The sequence below is a fragment of the Methylobacterium sp. 1030 genome (genome assembly GCF_040544715.1).
GTDB lineage: Bacteria > Pseudomonadota > Alphaproteobacteria > Rhizobiales > Beijerinckiaceae > Methylobacterium.
This window is the reverse complement of sequence record NZ_JBEPKM010000009.1, coordinates 182,601-198,830: the sequence shown is the minus strand read 5'-3', so window position 1 is coordinate 198,830 and position 16,230 is coordinate 182,601. Positions and strand designations below refer to the sequence as shown.

14 protein-coding genes are annotated in these 16,230 nt (G+C 73.5%); 1 reads left to right on the top strand and 13 read right to left on the bottom strand.

Going from position 1 to position 16,230, the window contains the following annotated elements:
- Positions 1-80 precede the first annotated feature (80 nt).
- Positions 81-542: a Cu(I)-responsive transcriptional regulator gene (cueR, locus tag ABIC30_RS15120; RefSeq protein WP_091679471.1), complete on the bottom strand. Its 462-nt coding sequence runs from the start codon at positions 540-542 to the stop codon at positions 81-83.
- The gene (locus ABIC30_RS15115; RefSeq protein ID WP_354455625.1) at positions 539-3,013 is read right to left on the bottom strand and encodes a heavy metal translocating P-type ATPase; all 2,475 of its coding nucleotides are present in this window, start codon (positions 3,011-3,013) and stop codon (positions 539-541) included. Before ABIC30_RS15115 ends, cueR begins: the two co-directional genes overlap by 4 nt.
- Before the next feature lie 174 nt (positions 3,014-3,187).
- Between ABIC30_RS15115 and ABIC30_RS15110 the strand changes: the two genes are divergently transcribed.
- Positions 3,188-3,799: a glutathione S-transferase family protein gene (locus ABIC30_RS15110; protein ID WP_020092578.1), complete on the top strand. Its 612-nt coding sequence runs from the start codon at positions 3,188-3,190 to the stop codon at positions 3,797-3,799.
- On the opposite strand, the gene ABIC30_RS15105 is transcribed toward ABIC30_RS15110, so the two are convergent.
- The 11 genes from ABIC30_RS15105 to ABIC30_RS15055 form a co-directional block, all read right to left on the bottom strand.
- A complete protein-coding gene (locus ABIC30_RS15105) occupies positions 3,781-5,052 on the bottom strand; it encodes an ATP-binding protein (protein WP_354455623.1) in 1,272 nt (423 codons plus the stop codon). The genes ABIC30_RS15110 and ABIC30_RS15105 overlap by 19 nt on opposite strands.
- Positions 5,053-5,071: 19 nt before the next feature.
- On the bottom strand, positions 5,072-6,160 hold the full coding sequence (locus ABIC30_RS15100; RefSeq protein WP_020092580.1) for a lysylphosphatidylglycerol synthase domain-containing protein: 1,089 nt from the start codon (positions 6,158-6,160) through the stop codon (positions 5,072-5,074).
- Between the two features lie 152 nt (positions 6,161-6,312).
- Positions 6,313-6,942, bottom strand: a complete 630-nt coding sequence (locus ABIC30_RS15095; RefSeq protein WP_020092581.1) for a uracil-DNA glycosylase — start codon at positions 6,940-6,942, stop codon at positions 6,313-6,315.
- The gene (locus ABIC30_RS15090) at positions 6,932-7,690 is read right to left on the bottom strand and encodes a PIG-L deacetylase family protein (RefSeq protein WP_020092582.1); all 759 of its coding nucleotides are present in this window, start codon (positions 7,688-7,690) and stop codon (positions 6,932-6,934) included. The genes ABIC30_RS15095 and ABIC30_RS15090 overlap by 11 nt, the downstream gene beginning before the upstream one ends.
- 40 nt (positions 7,691-7,730) lie before the next feature.
- The gene (locus ABIC30_RS15085; protein ID WP_354455620.1) at positions 7,731-8,969 is read right to left on the bottom strand and encodes a glycosyltransferase family 4 protein; all 1,239 of its coding nucleotides are present in this window, start codon (positions 8,967-8,969) and stop codon (positions 7,731-7,733) included.
- A gap of 85 nt (positions 8,970-9,054) precedes the next feature.
- Complete coding sequence (locus ABIC30_RS15080) at positions 9,055-9,927, bottom strand: sugar phosphate isomerase/epimerase family protein (RefSeq protein ID WP_020092584.1); 873 nt, start codon at positions 9,925-9,927, stop codon at positions 9,055-9,057.
- The gene (locus ABIC30_RS15075; protein ID WP_354455619.1) at positions 9,924-11,525 is read right to left on the bottom strand and encodes a YcaO-like family protein; all 1,602 of its coding nucleotides are present in this window, start codon (positions 11,523-11,525) and stop codon (positions 9,924-9,926) included. The genes ABIC30_RS15080 and ABIC30_RS15075 overlap by 4 nt, the downstream gene beginning before the upstream one ends.
- 219 nt (positions 11,526-11,744) lie before the next feature.
- Entirely contained in the window at positions 11,745-12,740 is a 996-nt protein-coding gene (locus tag ABIC30_RS15070; RefSeq protein WP_020092586.1) for a Gfo/Idh/MocA family protein, read from the bottom strand.
- Positions 12,740-13,921 carry a class I SAM-dependent methyltransferase gene (locus ABIC30_RS15065; protein WP_020092587.1) on the bottom strand — a complete coding sequence of 394 codons (1,182 nt, stop codon included), beginning with the start codon at positions 13,919-13,921 and terminating at the stop codon, positions 12,740-12,742. Before ABIC30_RS15065 ends, ABIC30_RS15070 begins: the two co-directional genes overlap by 1 nt.
- A gap of 44 nt (positions 13,922-13,965) precedes the next feature.
- The gene (locus ABIC30_RS15060; protein ID WP_020092588.1) at positions 13,966-14,895 is read right to left on the bottom strand and encodes an HD domain-containing protein; all 930 of its coding nucleotides are present in this window, start codon (positions 14,893-14,895) and stop codon (positions 13,966-13,968) included.
- A gap of 40 nt (positions 14,896-14,935) precedes the next feature.
- Positions 14,936-16,126, bottom strand: a complete 1,191-nt coding sequence (locus tag ABIC30_RS15055) for an inositol-3-phosphate synthase (RefSeq protein WP_020092589.1) — start codon at positions 16,124-16,126, stop codon at positions 14,936-14,938.
- Between the last annotated feature and the right edge of the window lie 104 nt (positions 16,127-16,230).

Genomic DNA, 16,230 nt, shown 5'->3' with positions numbered 1-16,230 from the left:
CCTTTGCGAGTGGGCCGGACCAGCAAAGCCGGGGCCAGAGCCGCCGTCAACGGCCAAGCTCGGTATCCGCGGCGCCCCGCTCACGCCGCACCCCGCCCCGTGATCCCGCGCCCGCGCCGCCGCGGCGCGGGTGTATGGTCGCCCGCGGCGAGGTCGTCCAGGATCGGGCAGTCCGGCCGCGCGTCGCCGCAGCAGGCCTCCGCCAAGTGCTCCAGCGTCCGGGCCATGCCCTCCATCTCGGCGATGCGGCGGCGCAGATCGGCGATCTGCTCCTGCGCGATCGCCTTCACCCCGGCGCTCGGCCGGGCGCGGTCGCGCCAGAGCGCCAGGAGATCCGCGATCGCGTCCACGCTGAAGCCGAGGTCGCGGGCGCGGCGGATGAAACGCAGCGTGTGCAGGTCCGCCTCACCGTAATGGCGGTAGCCGGATTCGGACCGGGCGGCCGGCGGCAGCAGGCCGGTCGCCTCGTACCAGCGGATCATCTTGGCCGAGACGCCGGTCCGGCGCGCCGCCTCGCCGATCGTGAGGGTCGCCGCGCTCATGCCGGCCTCGCGGCCAGCGCGGGCCCCTCGGCCGCCGCGGGACGCCCGCCGGCCCGGCGCAGCCGCAGGGCGTTGCCCAGGACGAACACGCTCGAGAAGGCCATGGCGCCCGCGGCCAGGATCGGCGACAGGGCCGGGCCGCCGAACGGCACCAGCACGCCGGCCGCCACCGGGATCAGCGCGGCGTTGTAGGCGAAGGCCCAGAACAGGTTCTGGCGGATATTGGCCATCACCGCCCGCGACAGCGCCAGGGCCTCGACCAGGGCCTCCAGATCGCCCGACATCAGCACCACGTCGGCGCTCTCGACGGCGATGTCGGTGCCGGTGCCGATCGCCAGTCCGACATCGGCCTCGGCCAGCGCCGGCGCGTCGTTGATGCCGTCGCCCACGAAGGCCACCGGCCCGTGTTCCGCCCGGAACCGCTGGACCGCCTCGACCTTCCCGCCGGGCAGCACCCCGGCGGCCACGGCGTCGATGCCGAGGCTCCGCGCCACGCCAGCGGCGGTGACGGGATCGTCGCCCGTGACCATCGCCACCGCGAGGCCGCGCGCCTTCAGGGCCGCGACCGCCGCGCGGGCGCCGGCTTTCACGGGATCGGCCACCGCCAGGATCGCGGCGTGGCGCCCGTCGAGGACGAGGTGGATCGGGCTCCGCCCCGCGCCCGCCAGCACCTCGGCCCGGGCAGCGAGATCCGGGTCGAGGGCGACGCCGAGACGCTCCAGGTAGCGCGGCGCGCCGAGGGCCACGGCCCGGCCCGCGACCCGTCCGGCGATCCCGAAGCCCGCCACCGCCTCGAAGCTGTCCGGTTCCGGCAGGTCGAGGCCGCGCTCGCGGGCCGCCGCCACGACGGCGCCGGCCAGCGGGTGCTCGGAGCGGGTCTCCAGCGCGGCGGCGAGGGCCAGCACCGCGTCCTCCGCGACACCCGCGGCCCGGACGATCTCGGTGAGCCGGGGGCGGCCCTCGGTCAGGGTGCCGGTCTTGTCGAGGGCCACCACCCGCACGTCGCGCAGGCCCTGCAGCGCCGCGCCGTCGCGGAACAGCACGCCGCGCGCCGCCGCGCGCCCGGTGCCGACCATGATGGCAGTCGGCGTCGCCAGCCCCATGGCGCAGGGGCAGGCGATGATCAGCACCGCGACGGCGTTGACCAGGGCCGGACCCAGCGCCGGGGCCGGCGCCAGCGCCAGCCAGGCCAGGAAGGTCACCGCGGCGATGCCGATCACCGCCGGGACGAACCGCCCGGTGACGCGGTCGACCAGCGCCTGGATCGGCAGCTTGCCGCCCTGGGCGCGCTCCACCATGGCGGCGATTTGCGCCACCACGGTGGCGCCCCCCACGGCCTCGACCCGCAGGTCGAGGCTGCCGCGGCCGTTGAGCGTCCCGCCGACCACGTGATCGCCCGGGCCCTTGCGCACCGGCGCCGGCTCGCCCGTCACCATGCTCTCGTCGACGTGGCTGGTGCCGGAGACCACGGCGCCGTCCGCCGCCACCCGCTCGCCCGGACGCACCCGGACGACGTCGCCGAGGCGCAGGGCGTCGAGGGGAACCTCGGTCTCCGCGCCGTCGCGGATGACCCGGGCGGTCTTCGGCGTCAGGTCCATCAGCCGCGCGATCGCCTGGCCGGTGCGCCCCTTGGCGCGGGCCTCCAGCGTCCGGCCGAGCAGGATCAGCGTGACGATCAGGACGCTCGCCTCGAAGTAGAGGTGCGCCGCGCCGGCCGGCAGGAGGTCCGAAGCCAGGGTCGAGACCAGCGAGTACAGGTAGGCGGCGCCGGCCCCGAGGGCGACCAGGGCGTTCATGTCGGGATGGCTGCGCAGGAGGCCCGGGACGCCGCGCAGGAAGAAGCGCCGCCCCGGGCCGGCGAGGACCAGGGTGGCCAGCGCGGCCTGGACCAGGGCCGTCACCGGGCCGCCGTGCAGCGCGGGCAGGAGGTGGCCGCCCATGTCGAGGACCACGACGGGCGCCGACAGCAGGGCGGCGACGATCAGGTCGCGGCGCAGGGCGCGCCCCTCTTCCGCCTGACGGGCGGAAGGGTCGACCGGGTGGCCGGCCTCGACCGGCCGGGCCTCGTAGCCGGCCGCCTCCACGGCCGCCACCAGCGCGTCCATCGGCACCACCCCCTCGGGATGGCGGATCGCGGCCCGGCCGGCGGCGAGGTTGACGCTGGCGCCGGTCACCCCCGGCACGGCGGCCAGCGCCCGCTCGACGCGGCCGACGCAACTCGCGCAAGACATCCCGTCCACGGCCAGCAGGCTCTGCGTCTCTGGGACGGGGTAGCCGGCATCCGCGAGCGCCGTCGCGACGTCGCCCGGGCTCGTCGCCCCGTCGAGGACGAGGCTGGCGCGGTGGGTGGCGAGGTTCACCGCCACGTCACGGGCGCCGGGCAGCGCCGCGAGGGTGCGCTCGACGCGGCCGACGCAGGAGGCGCAGGACATGCCCTCGACGGGGAGGGTCAGGGCGACGGATCTCGACATGGCGGTGGTCCGGTTGGAAGCATCCATGCCCGGTCAGATGGAGCTTCCCATGATGGGAAGGTCAAGGGTTCGCGGGCAAGGCTCCGGATCCGGCCGGTCGATGCGGGCCGCGGCCGTTGTCGAATCGCGCCCGTCCGGCCAAGGTCACCGCCCACCGGAGCGACGGGGACACCGATGAGCGAGCCGCTGACGATCTACGGCGACCCGGGTTCCGGCAACTGCCTCAAGGTCAAGTGGGTCGCGGCGCATCTCGGCATCCCGGCGGTCTGGCGCGACGTCGACGTCCCGGGCGGCGGGACGCGCAAACCCGAGTTCCTCGCCCTGAACCCCGCCGGCCGCGTGCCGATCGTCGTCCTGCCCGACGGCACCGTGCTGTCGGAATCGAACGCGATCATCGTCTACCTCGCGGAAGGCTCCGCGCTGGTCCCCGCGGAGCCCCTGCCCCGCGCCCGGATGCTGCAGTGGATGTTCTGGGAGCAGTACAGCCACGAGCCCTACATCGCGGTCCGCCGCTACCAGCTCCACTACCTCAAGCGGGCGCCCGAGGATCTCGACCCGAAGCTCGCGGAGCGCGGCGCCGACGCCCTGCGGCTGATGGAGGACACCCTCGGGCGCTCGGCCTTCATGGCGGGCGAGATCCTGACCCTCGCCGACGTGGCGCTCGTCGCCTACACGCGCATGGCCCACGAGGGGGGCTTCGACCTCACGGACTACCCGGCGATCCGCGCCTGGGTCGGGCGGGTCGAGACCGGGCTCGGGATCGGCTCCTATACCGGGCCGGCCTGATCGGCCGCGAACCGAGGCGGCGCGGCGCCGTACTCGGGCAGGCTGACCCGCACGGTCGTCCCCTCGCCGGTCGCGCTCTCGATGGCGAGGCGGCCGCGGTGGCGATTGAGGCTGTGCTTGACGATGGCGAGCCCCAGCCCGGTGCCGCCGCGGGCGCGACTCGAGGTGACGTCGACCCGGTAGAAGCGCTCCGTCAGCCGCGGGATGTGCTCGGGCGGGATGCCCGGCCCGTCATCGGCCACCGACAGGACGACGCGGCGCCCGAGGCGCGGGTCGTCCTCGCGGGCGAGCCCGACGCTGATCTGGCCGCCGCCGTACTTCACGGCGTTCTCGATCAGGTTCTCGATCACCCGCGCCAGCTCGTCGGCGTCGCCGGGGACCGCGTAGGGGCCCGCACCCTCCTCCAGCCGGATCGTGGCGCCCCGCGCCTCGGCGGGCGGGCCCTGGGCGTCGACCATCTGGCGGGCGAGCGCCCCGAGATTGACCACCGCGGTGGGGGCGACGTGCTCGCGCAGCTCGATCCGCGACAGCGACAGCAGGTCGTCGATCAGCCGCGTCATCCGCAGGGCCTGGACGCGCATGATCTCTAGGAAGCGCTCCCGGGCCTGCGCGTCGTCGCGGGCCGGCCCCTGCAGGGTCTCGATGAAGCCGATCAGGGTGGCGAGCGGCGTGCGCAGCTCGTGGCTGGCGTTGGCGACGAAGTCGACCCGCATCGCCTCCAGGCGCCGGGCCGCGGTGAGGTCGCGCAGGAACAGCAGCGCGCTGACGCCGGACCCGTCGGGCATCGGCAGGGCGCCGATCTGGACATCGAAGGTCCGCTCCAGCGGCACCCGGGTCGACAGCGCGACGCGGCGCGGGAGGCCCGAACTCAGCACCGCCTCGATGCCGTCGAGGACCTCCGGGTCGCGGAGCGCGAAGGACAGCGGCCGGGCCTGGTGGAGGGCCGGCAGGAGCGCCCGGGCGGCGGGATTGGCCTCCAGCACCAGGGTGCGCCGGTCGACCAGGATGACCGGGTCCGGCACGTGGGCGAGAAGCGCCTCGGCGACGGCGTGGCGCGGCGTGGTGGCGGCCGGGCGCGGCGCGGGCGCCTCGCGGCCGCGCCCGCCGAGCCAGCCGCCCAGGCAGACCGCCGCGAGGCCGATCAGGATCAGCGGGAGATCGAGCCGCCCGGCCAGCGCGGTGGCGAGCCCGAGCAGGCCCGCGGCGATCGCGGCGCCGGTCCAGGCGGGGGAGCTGCGCAGGCGGCCGGACATGGCGGGCGCGGCCGGCCGCTCAGCGGGGCTCGGACTCGTCGTGCCACGCCCGGCCGGACGGGCCGGCCGTGCCCTCCGGAGGCCCGGGATCGCGGGCGCCGCCCGCGCGCTTGACGATCTCGTACAGCCCGAGCATCGCCAGGGCGGTCACGAACGGCACGACGTAGTAGCAGCCCCGGAACAGCAGCAGCGAGGTCAGCACCTCGTTGCGCGGCAGGCTCGACAGGGCGAGCAGGATCGTCGCCTCGAACACCCCGATCCCGCCCGGCGCGTTCGACGCGATCCCCAGCATGGCGGCGAGCACGTAGATCGCCAGGAAGGTGGTGAAGCCGAGCGTCGTCTCCTGCGGCAGCAGGACGTAGAGCACCGCCGCCGCCGCGCAGACGTCGCCGATCCCGACGATCATCTGGCCGATGGAGACCGAGGCGCCCGGCAGCTCCAGGCGCCACTGCTTGACGGTGATGCTGCGCTTCTTGGCCGAGACCCAGGCGAGGTAGCCGAGCACCAGGGCGAGCGCCGCGAGGCCGACGCCCTGGTTGATCCGGATCGACGTGAAGGCGAGGCCGGCGAGCTGGCCGGCCTCGATGATCAGGCTCAGGCCCAGCACCACGCCCATGCCGAGCCAGAAGGTGAAGCCGGCGATGACGGTGAGCGCGGCGATCTTGGCCGTCGAGAGCCCCTGCCGGGCGTAGATCCAGTAGCGGATCGTCCCGGCGGTGAGCAGCGGGAAGCCGAGAGTGAAACTCACCGCGTAGCTCGTGAAGGAGGCGAGCGCGGTGATCCGGTACGGCACCTTGATCTTGAGCTGGCGCAGGGCCAGCGCGTCGTAGCCGGTCAGGAACAGGTAGCTGATGCCGACGAACAGGAAGGCGAGCCCGAGCTGCTCGGCGGTCGCCGCCGCGATGGCGCTGCGCACCTCCGCCCAGCTGACGCTCTGCACGAGCTTCCACAGGACGCCGAGGGAGACGGCGAACAGCACGATGCTGGCCGCCGTGCCGATCCAGGCATAGCGGCTGCGCCGGCTCTTCCGCTTCGAGCCCGCTTCGGCATCGTGCTGGACCGGCTCGACCGGCTCGGCCGGGCTCCGGTGCTGTCCCTGAAAATTCATGCCGATCGGCGTCCGCCCTTCCGGCTGCGCGGCCCGGCCCGAAGGCCGTCAGCCCGTGCCGGAATTTCCCGGACCGCGGCCCGTTGCCCCGCATGTAGGCCGAACCGGGGCGCAAGGCCAGGGAAGGCAGGCCCGTGACGGGCGATCTATCCTCAGCCGGAGGTCCGATCGAGGATCGCGGCCGCTTCCGCGAGGCCGCGCCGGATCCGCTCCGGCACCTCCGGCGCGGTGCAGACATAGGTCGGGCTCGGGTGCGGCACCCGGATCACCGGAAGGTCGGGGCGGAGCGCCGCGAGGGCGGGCGCGGCCTCGCCGGCGAAGCGGCCGGCCAGCACCGCCACGGCGAGGCGCGGCAGCAGGTCGAGGAGCGGGGCCAGATAGGGCGCGGCCGCCGCCACCTCCGCCCGGCGGGGCGCCCGGTTGCGGGCGCCCTCGGCGTGGATGAGCCAGGGGACCGCGTTCCAGATCAGCGTGTCGGCCCGGCTGAGCCCGGCCTCGGCGAGGAAGCGGAACAGGTTCGCGGCCGTGCCGTTCGCGCTGTCGCGGGTGACGAAGCCGGTGCGCAGGACCGCCGGGCCGGGGGTCTCGAGGAGGAGGAGCATCCGCGCGCCGACGCCGCCGTCCAGGGGGTCGGGCGCCGGGACCGGGGCGCCGCGCTCGGCCGCGACGCGCGCCGCCAGCGCCCGGATCGGTGCGATGTGGGGGCTGTCGATCAGGGCGCGGCGGGCCGCGAGGGCTTCCGGATCGGCCAGCGCCTTCGGCGCCCGCGGCTCAGCCGGCATCGAGGCCGGGGATCGTGAGGCCGAGGCGGCCCGACCGGCGGAAGCGCTCGGTGCCCTCCTCCCGGGCTAGGCGCGCGTCGAGGCCGGCCACGCCGCCGAACTGGAAGCCGATCTGGCTGGCATAGGCCGCGCAGGCGGCGCGCTTCCGGGCCTGGGCCTCCGGGGCGAGGCGCATCGCCGGCTCGGCGAGGTCGGCGAACAGGTCGGCGAGGGGCGCCTTCGGGGCGGCCTCCCGCACCGTATAGGGAAAGTCGCGCCACCACAGGATCGGCTGGGCCGGCGCGAGGCCGCGCAGCGCCCGCACAGTCTGGACATGATCGACGTGCCCGCCGATCGCCTGCGGAGCCAGGAGGAGATCGGGACTCCCGGCGGCGATCAGCCCCGCGATGGCCGGTGCGAGCTCGGCCGCGACGCCGTCGTCGGCGCGCGTGTCGGCGAAGAGCTCCGGCGCCGAGCCGTAGCCCCGGTGCGGCGCCTCCCGGAACGGCAGGTGGACGGGCGGCGCGATGCCGAGCGCCGCGGCAGCCCGGACATCCTCGTCCCGGCGCAGGGCCATGTAGTCGACCTCCGGTCCGAGCCCTTTGTCCAGCTGGCAGGCGAGCGCGAAGCCCCTCGGCTCGGCGACGCTGCCGGTGAACAGGGTCGCCATCACAACGCGCCAGCCAGCTTGCGCGAGGCTTGCCAGGAGGCCGCCGCACGAGAAGGCCGCGTCGTCGAGATGGGGCGAGAGGGCGAGCGCGGTGGGCATGGTCCGGGGTGCGACGGTCTCGATGGGTTCCGACCCGCGCTCAGAGCAGGTGCGGCTCGGCGCGGAAGCGACAAGTCGGATCGTGGGGCAGATCCGGCGAGAAGCCGGTGGCCGGCCGCTCGCCGCGCACGCGGGCGTAGACGTCCATGATCTGCCGCCCGACCGCGTGCCACGAGTAGACGCGGCGGCACTCCTCCAGGCCGGCCGTCGCGATGCGGCGGCGCAGATCCGCGTCCGCGATGACCCGGGTGAGCGCGGCGGCCAGCGCCGGGACGTCGCCCGGGTTCACCAGCAACCCGTTCTCCCCGTCGCGCAGGCAGTCCGAGACGCCGACCGCGTGGCACGAGACGGTGGCGAGCCCGGCCGCGAGCGCCTCCAGGATCGTGTTGGAGAAGCCCTCCGCGTAGGTCGGCGAGACGAACACGTCGGCGCGGCGGTAGAGGTCGGGCACGGTGGCGTACTCGGCGTAGCCCGTGAAGGCGATCTCCCGCTCCGAGAAGGCGCGCTCGGCGGCGAGCGCCTTGGCCGGGTCCACGTCGGGCCCGATCCCCGAGATGGTGGCGGCGAACGGCGTGCCCTGCGCGCGCAGGATCGCCAGGGCCTCGATGAAGTCGAGCACGCCTTTCCGGCGGTCGACCCGGCCGTGGTAGAACAGCCGCACCTGGCCCGGATGGGGCGCGGGCAGCCCGTCGGGCGTGCCCTGCGCGAACCGGTCGGTGTCGACCGCGCCGGGCACGATGGTGAAGCGGGCGGGGTCCGACCCGAGCCGCTCGCAGACCTCGTCCACGAAGGAGGCGCCGCCGATCAGCAGCGCGTTGGCGTGGGCCAGCACCTCGCACATGGCGACCCGGTGGGTCTCGCAGCAGGAGCCGACCCAGTGGCCGTCGCCGCCCTGGATCGAGACGACGCTCGGCACGCCGAGTTCGCGCGCGGCGAGCAGCACCGCCCAGCCGGTCGGGTAACCGTATTGCGCGTGCAGGATGTCGAAGGGTTGTCGGGCGTGCTCGCGGCAGATCGCGTCCACCATCGCGGCGATGTCGCGCTCGAAGTCACCCGACGCCTGCTCGCCGAGCTGCTCCAGGCCGATCACCCGTACGCCCGGCACCGGCGGGGGCGGCCCGCCCCCGTAGACCCGGGTGCCGAAGGCGTCGCCCCGGTACTGCGAGATCATCGTGACGTCGTGGCCGGCGCCGACCAGCTCGCGCAGCAGGTTCTGCGCGTAGACGCTCATGCCCGATATCGCCGGGAAATAGCGGCGGCTGAGGAAGAGGATTCTCATCGCGCCGCACCTTCGCATTGACCGGGCGAGGCGCCGAGGCGCCCCCTCTCCCGTGCCCGATTCTCGCCTTGCCGCGGTTCGGCTCTCACTGCCATTGCCGCCGCGTCTCCTGCTCGCCGGCCAGGACCGGGCCGGGGCGCCGACAGCCGCGGAGATAGTCCAGCGCCTGCGGGATCATCACGTCGGCCCGGTGGCTCTCGCGGGACAGCTCGACGCAGATCAGCTTGCCGAAGCCGACCGCCTCCAGGGCCTCCAAGACACCCGGCACGTCCATGTCGCCCTCGCCGAACGGCAGGTGGATGTGGCTGCCGCGCTTCATGTCCTCGATCGCCACGGTGCCGATCCGGTCGGCGAATTCCCGCACGGCGGCCGCCGGCTCGCGCTCGCCCGTGACGAGGCAGTGACCGGTGTCGAGGGCGAGCTTCAAGCCCGGCACGGAGAGGGAAGCGTAGTCGTCGAGCGTCTCGATCAGCATGCCGGGCTCGGGCTCCAGGCAGGGCACGACACCGGCCTCGGCGGCGAACGAGGCGACCTCGTGCAGCCCCTCCTCCAGCCAGCGCCGCGCCTCGCCGGGATCGACGCCGGGCTTCGGAACGCCGGCCCAGAACGAGACCGCCTCGGCGGAGAGCATGGCGCCGATCTCGATCGCCCGCTTGAGGAAGCCGACCCGCCGGGCGCGGCCCGCGGCGTCGGCGGTCACCAGCGTCGGCTCGTGCTTGGCGGACGGATCGAGGAGGAAGCGGGCGCCCGTCTCGATGACGCAGGTCAGCTCCAGCTTCTCCAGCAGACTCGCCACCCGGCCGGCTTCCGCCGCCCAGGTGTCGGCGAAGGGGTCGAGGTGGTGGATGTCGAGGGTGAGCGCCACGCCGTCGTAGCCCGCCGCCTTGATCAGGTGGATCGCGTCGTCGAGGCGGTGGTTGGCCGCGCCGTTGGTGTTGTAGGCGAACCGGAGCGTCACGCCGCCCTCCCCTTCCGCTGGGCGAGGCGGAACGGCGCGTGGTGCGATTCCGGCTCGCGGTAGAGCGGATAGTGCCGCCCGACGATCCGCTCGGCCAGGGCCACGTCGAACAGCGGCTGGCCGCCGAACCGCTCCAGGGCTTCAGGAGTCAGACGCACCGGCCGCAAAGTCTCGCTCTCGGTGCCGAATTGGATGAGCGGATGGTCGCGGTCGATGAGCTTCCTCGTGTTGCGCTCGCCGATCCGGTAGTAGCTCATGGTCTCGACCTCGAGCCCCGGCACGATCGCCTTCACGACGCCGACCCCGCCGCCCGGCGGTGTGCAGTCGACGTAGAGCACGTCGAACCCGGCTTCGAGCAGCCGGTCGCAGGCGATCTTCCCCCGGGCGTGGCCGTCGGCGGCCGGAGTGGAAGGCAACTCCGTAAATCGCTTCGTGCTGCGCTCGGAATAGACCGTGTCGGCCAGCACGCCGCGCAGGTCGGCCGCCGGCATCTCGATCCATTCGAGCATGGCCTGGAGTGCGCGGCTCTCCTCGAGGTCCAGGCTGGGCAGCGCCTTCTGGATGAAGGCGTCGACGTAGCCGGGCGGCGTCACCGTGGCGGCCATGTCGAGGGGGCCGTGCCCGAAGGTCTTGCGCACCCGCGCGGCCTGGAACTCCAGCAGCGCCTTGCGGAGCGCCCGCTCCCGGTCCGGGTCGCAGGCCTCGCCGCAGGCCGAGAGGGCGATCGGCGCCGGGGTGCGCGCCGGATCCTCGTCGTAGCCGACGACGTAGAGGTTGGTCAGCCCGAACTGGTCGGTGGCGAATTTCGGCAGCGCCCGGATGCCCAGCGCCTTCAGCCGGGCCAGCATGGCGGCGTTCTCCGGGCCGATGCCGTCGAGGTCGAGCATCACGCCCTGGTCGAGGGCCCGGAACAGCAGGCCGTTGCCGTCCCGCTGGAGCAGCTCCAGCACGCCGTGGCCCAGCGCGAAGGGCACGTCGGGCCCGGCGCCGAGGCCGTTGGTGATCAGGTTGGTGAAGGGTTTGTAGCCCTCCGACAGCTCGAAATAGTCGGTGGCGGCGACGTCGAGCGGCATCAGGACGATCTCGCCGGTGGCGTGGCGGATCGCGGGCGTCCACTCGAGCACCGTGTCGCGGCCGACCGGGGACCCGGCGGGCAGGCACAGGGTCAGCGGGTCGGCGACCGACTTGGCACCGTAGACGCGGGCGAGATCGGTATAGCTCGCCCGCTCCTTCGCGCGGGGCAGCACCGCGAGGGATGGCATCAGGTTCTCGGCGATCTCCGCCACGGCGCCGATCAGCGCCTCGTCGTCGGTGGCGCCGTAGCCGATCCCAGACGGCATCGCGCCGACGAAGAACGGGTCGTCGAGGAACAGCGCCACGAACCAGACCGGGATGCCGGTGCGATCGAGTGGCGCCAGCGGGAAGCCGACGACGCGCCCCTCCGGCAGCACGTCGAGATAGGCCCTGACCGGGTCGGGCAGGGTCTCGGGCAGGCCCTCGATCGGCCGCTTGGCGCCGAAACGGTAGGGGCGCGGCGCCTTGATCCGCTCGTGGCGGGCGCGGTCATCCTGGTCGTGGAAGGCGTCTGCGTTGGTCACGTCGTGTTCCCGTCTTCCTCGAACCGTGCGCCGCACCCCTTCCCATTCATCCCCTCATCCCGAGATGCCGAAGCGCAGCGGAGGCCTCGAAGGAGGGCTCCAGTCGGACGCGCGATCCCTGGAGCCCTCCTTCGAGGCCCGCTGACGCGGGCACCTCAGGATGAGGGCGTGGGTGGGAGATGCCGGGGTGTGGTTCCGTGGCTGCGTATCCTGTGTCCGCTACCCCTGCCCGTAGGCGCGGGCGACGAGCCGCATCGTGTGAAGGTCCCGGGACGCCGCGTACGCGGCCCGCTCCTCGGGCCGGCGCAGGGCCGAGCCGAAGGCGCGCACCTGCTCGGTGAAGGGCGAGCTGTCGGCGTCGAAGGCGAGCGGTTCCCCGCGCCCGCTGGCGCCGTCGACGAAGGTCAGCGAGCCGCCGGCCGTCTGGCCCATCGTGTTCTCGGCGACGAGCAGACCCTTCGTGCCGACCACCTCCAGGCGGCGGCGGGGCAGCGCGTCGGGGCAATTGTAGGCGACGTGCAGGCTCGCCAGTGCGCCGCTCCGCGTGCGCCCGATCAGCAGGGCGCCGTCGTCGACGGCGTAATCCTGGGCCTTGGTCTGGGTGAGGGCCGCGAGGTCGGCGATCGGCTCGCCGAGCAGGTAGTCCACGAGATCGAGCCCGTGCGGAGCGAGGTCCATCAGGGCGCCGCCGCCGGCCTGGGCGGCGTCGATCCGCCAATTGGGCTGCCCGGCCTCCGACCAGTCGCGACCGAGCCAGCAGGCGTAGACGATCCGTACGGTCGTCACGGTGCCGAGCCGGCCGGCCTCGACCTGCGCGCGGATCGTCCGGTGGGCCGGGTGGTGCCGCTGGTCGAAGGCCGTCCCGTAGAAGATCTTCTGGGAGTCGACGGCGTGCGCGATGGCTTCGGCATCCGCCAGCGTCGCCGCCATGGGCTTCTCGCACAGGATCGCCTTGCCGGCAGCGGCCAGCGCCTCGACGGCGCCGCGGTGCAGGTGGTTCGGCGTCGCCACGTAGACCGCCTCGACCGCGGGCTCGGCGATCAGGCCGGCGAGATCGGCGTGGACGCTGGCACCGGCCCGCTCGGCGGCCGCGCGGCTCTCCGGGTTCGGATCGCTGACCGCCACCAGCCGGTGTCCGGCCGCGCGGATGCCGGGCTCCATGTAGTCGCGGGCGACCCAGCCGTAACCGACGATGCCCCAGCCGACCGCGTCCATCACCACCGCTCCGGCAGGTCGACGAACTCGCGCACGCGCACGCGCTGCGTTTCCGACGCATCGAGGCTTTCGTCGAAGGTCAGCGACTCCGGTCCCGGGGAGTGCAGCGGGTACGTGGCGCGGGGGGCATACTCCGCCTCGTAGCGCTCCGAGGGCCAGCGGATGACGTAACCGCCGCCCTCGGGCACGTAGAGCGGGTTGAGCCGCAGCACGGTGCCGGGCTTCGGCAGGGTGAGGCCGTCGAGCAGGGCGCGCGGCGCCGGTCGCATCCCGGGACCGCACACCACCGAGAACGCCTCGCAGCTCCGCAGGGCGGCGGGGTCCTGCGGGCCCGGCGCCCGCGCCTCGACCAGCGCCCGGGTCAGCTCCGCGTCGTCGTAGACCAGGGCGTCGGGGAAGAACTCGGCGATCTCCTCGGCCGTCACCGCGCGTCCGGCCGAGAAGCCCGGGCAGTCGCGGTTGTGGATGTGGCTCAGCGCCAGCCAGCCGTCGTCGCCGGCGTTCTGGCGGAGGTTCTCGAGGAGCGCCGCCTTGTCGTCGAGGAAGTAGAAGGCGTCGTTGCAGACGACGAGGTCGACCGGCGCCCCAGGGATCGGCCAGTGGGGCGAGCCGGCGTCGAAGCAGACGAGCTGCGCCTTCTCGGCCACGACCCAGTGGCGCGCGACCCAGAGCTTGGCGAAGACTACGTCGGCGCCGGCGACCTTGCAGCCGCGCCGCTGCAGCTCGCGCAGGTAGTGGCCGATGCCGCAGGCGAACTCGAAGACGCAGACCGGCTCGTTCCAGTGCGCCTCCAGCAGCGACAGGCCGGCCAGGAAGGTCGGGTCGCTCCAGCGGTGCAGGAAGTAGTCGCCGACGCGGCCCCAGCCGAGGAGCTCGACCGCGTCGCGGAGGGTCGCCTCGCGGCGCGTCTTGATCAGGCGGATGATCCCGGCGGGATCGGCCGGCGGCCCGTTCCACCAATCGTCCTGATCGACCAGCAGCGCGGCCAGCGCCTCGTCGGGCTCGCCGGCGTCGAGATGGGCGAGCACCCGCTCGACCAGGGCCGCGCGGTTGATCCGCAGGTACGGGATGCCGTCGATCACGGGCCAGCGCGCGCCGGTCTCCGCGTCGCGCAGGGCGTGCGGGCCATCGGCCTTCAGCGGGTTGCCGGTGTCCGGCGATCTGAGTTCGAACGGGATCATGGTTCTCGGGGCCGCCCGGGCAGATGGGCGACCGGGTCCGGCGATCAAGGGATGCGCATGTCGGCGAGGACACGATCGTGGAAGCCCTTCACCGGGCCGGCATGGACCAGCTCCCACTCGTCGAGCACCATCCCCATCGTGGTCGAGGCCCCGCGCAGGTGCTGGGCGATCTGGAGGACGCGGTCGATGCAGTCGGCCGCGTGGAAGGCGCGGCCCTCGGCGGTGGCGTCGTCGGGCAGCACCGCCCGGGCGCGCTCGACCTGGGCTCGCAGGGGCGCGTCGAGCTCGGCGAGGGCCCACGCGGTGGTGGTGGCCATGATCGGGCCGAGATGGTCGCCGAGCAGCATCTCGCCGGTGAAGCCGGCATCCGGCATGGCGGCGTTGTGGAAGTGGTGGGCCATCGCGGCCAGGAACACGGTGCCGGGATCGGCCCGGTAGAACGGGCTGAGGCAGACCCCGTAGACCGCCACGATCAGGCAGTGCTCGGCGTGGTTCTCCGGCGGCTCCAGCAGGATCCGGGCGCGGCTGGGGCAGGTGACGCCCGCCCGCGGCTGCTGCGCCAGGGCGCCGACGAAGCCCGGCAGCGGCCCGGGCCGGCCGGCCGGACGCGGCGCGAGCCGCGCGCGCAGGCGGTCGCGGAGGTCCGGATCGAGCTCTCCGGTAACGGCGTCGAACCCCGCCACGAGCACCGCGGAGGCGGCCTCATCCGAGAGCCCCGCCGCGGTCAGGAAGGCCGCGTCGAGGTCGCAGAGGCGCGTCGCGGCCAGCGTGACGGCCGCGATGTCGAGGGCGACGTCGTCCGGCGCGGCGCCGCCGGTCAGCAGCCCCCAGCCCTGCGCGAACAGCCGCTCGGCGATCGAGCCCGTACGGCCCGCGGAGCGGACGCGCTTGAGGTCGTTCATCTCGACCAGAAGGTCGCGCAGCGCTTCCGGCGCGGCGGCGCCGGAACGGGGCGGCTCAGTCTCGCTTGGCATCGTCTCGTTCCGAAAAGCCGCCCCCTGGTTCTGACGAAGCCTAGTGCACGCCCAGCCAGTCGCGGAGCATCTGCTCCTGCTTGCCGAAGGCGTGCTCCGGACCGTGGCCGTTCTTGACCATCGGCGCCTTGAAGAAGGTCGAGAGCTGCTCCTGCACGCCGCCGTCGCCGCGCTTGCTCGCGAGATCGAGGACGCGGGCGATCTCGATGACGAGCGGCGCGGCCAGGATCGAGTCCTTGCAGAGGAAGTTCACCTTGATCTGCATCCGCTGGCCCATGAAGCCGGTGACGTCGATGTTGTCCCAGGCCTCCTTGTCGTCGCCGCGCGGGCGGTAATAGTGGATGTGTACGAGGTGGTCCTCGACAGGGTAGCCGAGGATCGAGTCGAGCACCGTGCCCTTGGTGTTGAGCTTCGACTGCAGCGAGTTCGGATCGTTCAGGGCGAGGCCGTCGCGGTTGCCAAGGATGTTGGTCGAGAACCAGCCGTCGACGTGGAGGGCGCGCGCCTTGAAGGCGGGGGCCAGCACCGTCTTCATCATGGTCTGACCGGTCTTGCCGTCCTTGCCGGCCACCGGGACGTTCAGCTCCTTGGCGAGGTCGAGGAGCGCCGGGACGTCGGCGGCGACGCTCGGGGTGAAGTTGGCGTAGGGGATGCCGCTCTTGATCGCCGCGTAGGCGTAGAGCATCGCCGGCGAGATCGCCTCGTCGCTCGAATCCAGGCCCTTCTCGAAGGCGGCGGTGGAGTTCAGGGTCGGGTCGTTGAGGTCGGGCCAGCGCTCCGTGGAGGCGAGGTTCACCACGACCACGTCGTCGAGGTTGCTCTCCTTCTGGAAGCGGCGGAGATCGTTGGCGATCACCGAGACCGCCTCGCGGTGGTCCTTGGCGACGATCCGGTTCTGACCGTCGATGTTCTTGCAGAACTTCGCGCTGCCGACCGCCGGCCAGGGCGTGATGCCCTTCAGGACCTGGGCGCCGTTCTCGATGTCGTCCTTCGAGAGCACGCCGTGCCCGCTCGCCGCGGAGGCGAGGTCGTCGCCGTTCAGGTCCCAGCCCCCGAAGACGAGGTCCTTGTAGTCGGCCATGCCGGCCACGGAGAGACCGGCGAGCGGCAGCCCGTCGAGACGGTTGGAGCCGGATTTGATCATCTCGATGCCGGCGATGGCGGTGGTGGCGACGGCGCCTCCCATGCCAACGAAGGCGACACCGACGCGGCGACCGGACTGCATGCTCATCGGAAACTGATGTCCTTGTGCGGACGCGGGTGGCGTCTTGAAGGGTCCGTCCTGGGACGGAAATTCACCCCCCCGGGGCCGTACCTAACTGGCTCGGCGGTGCT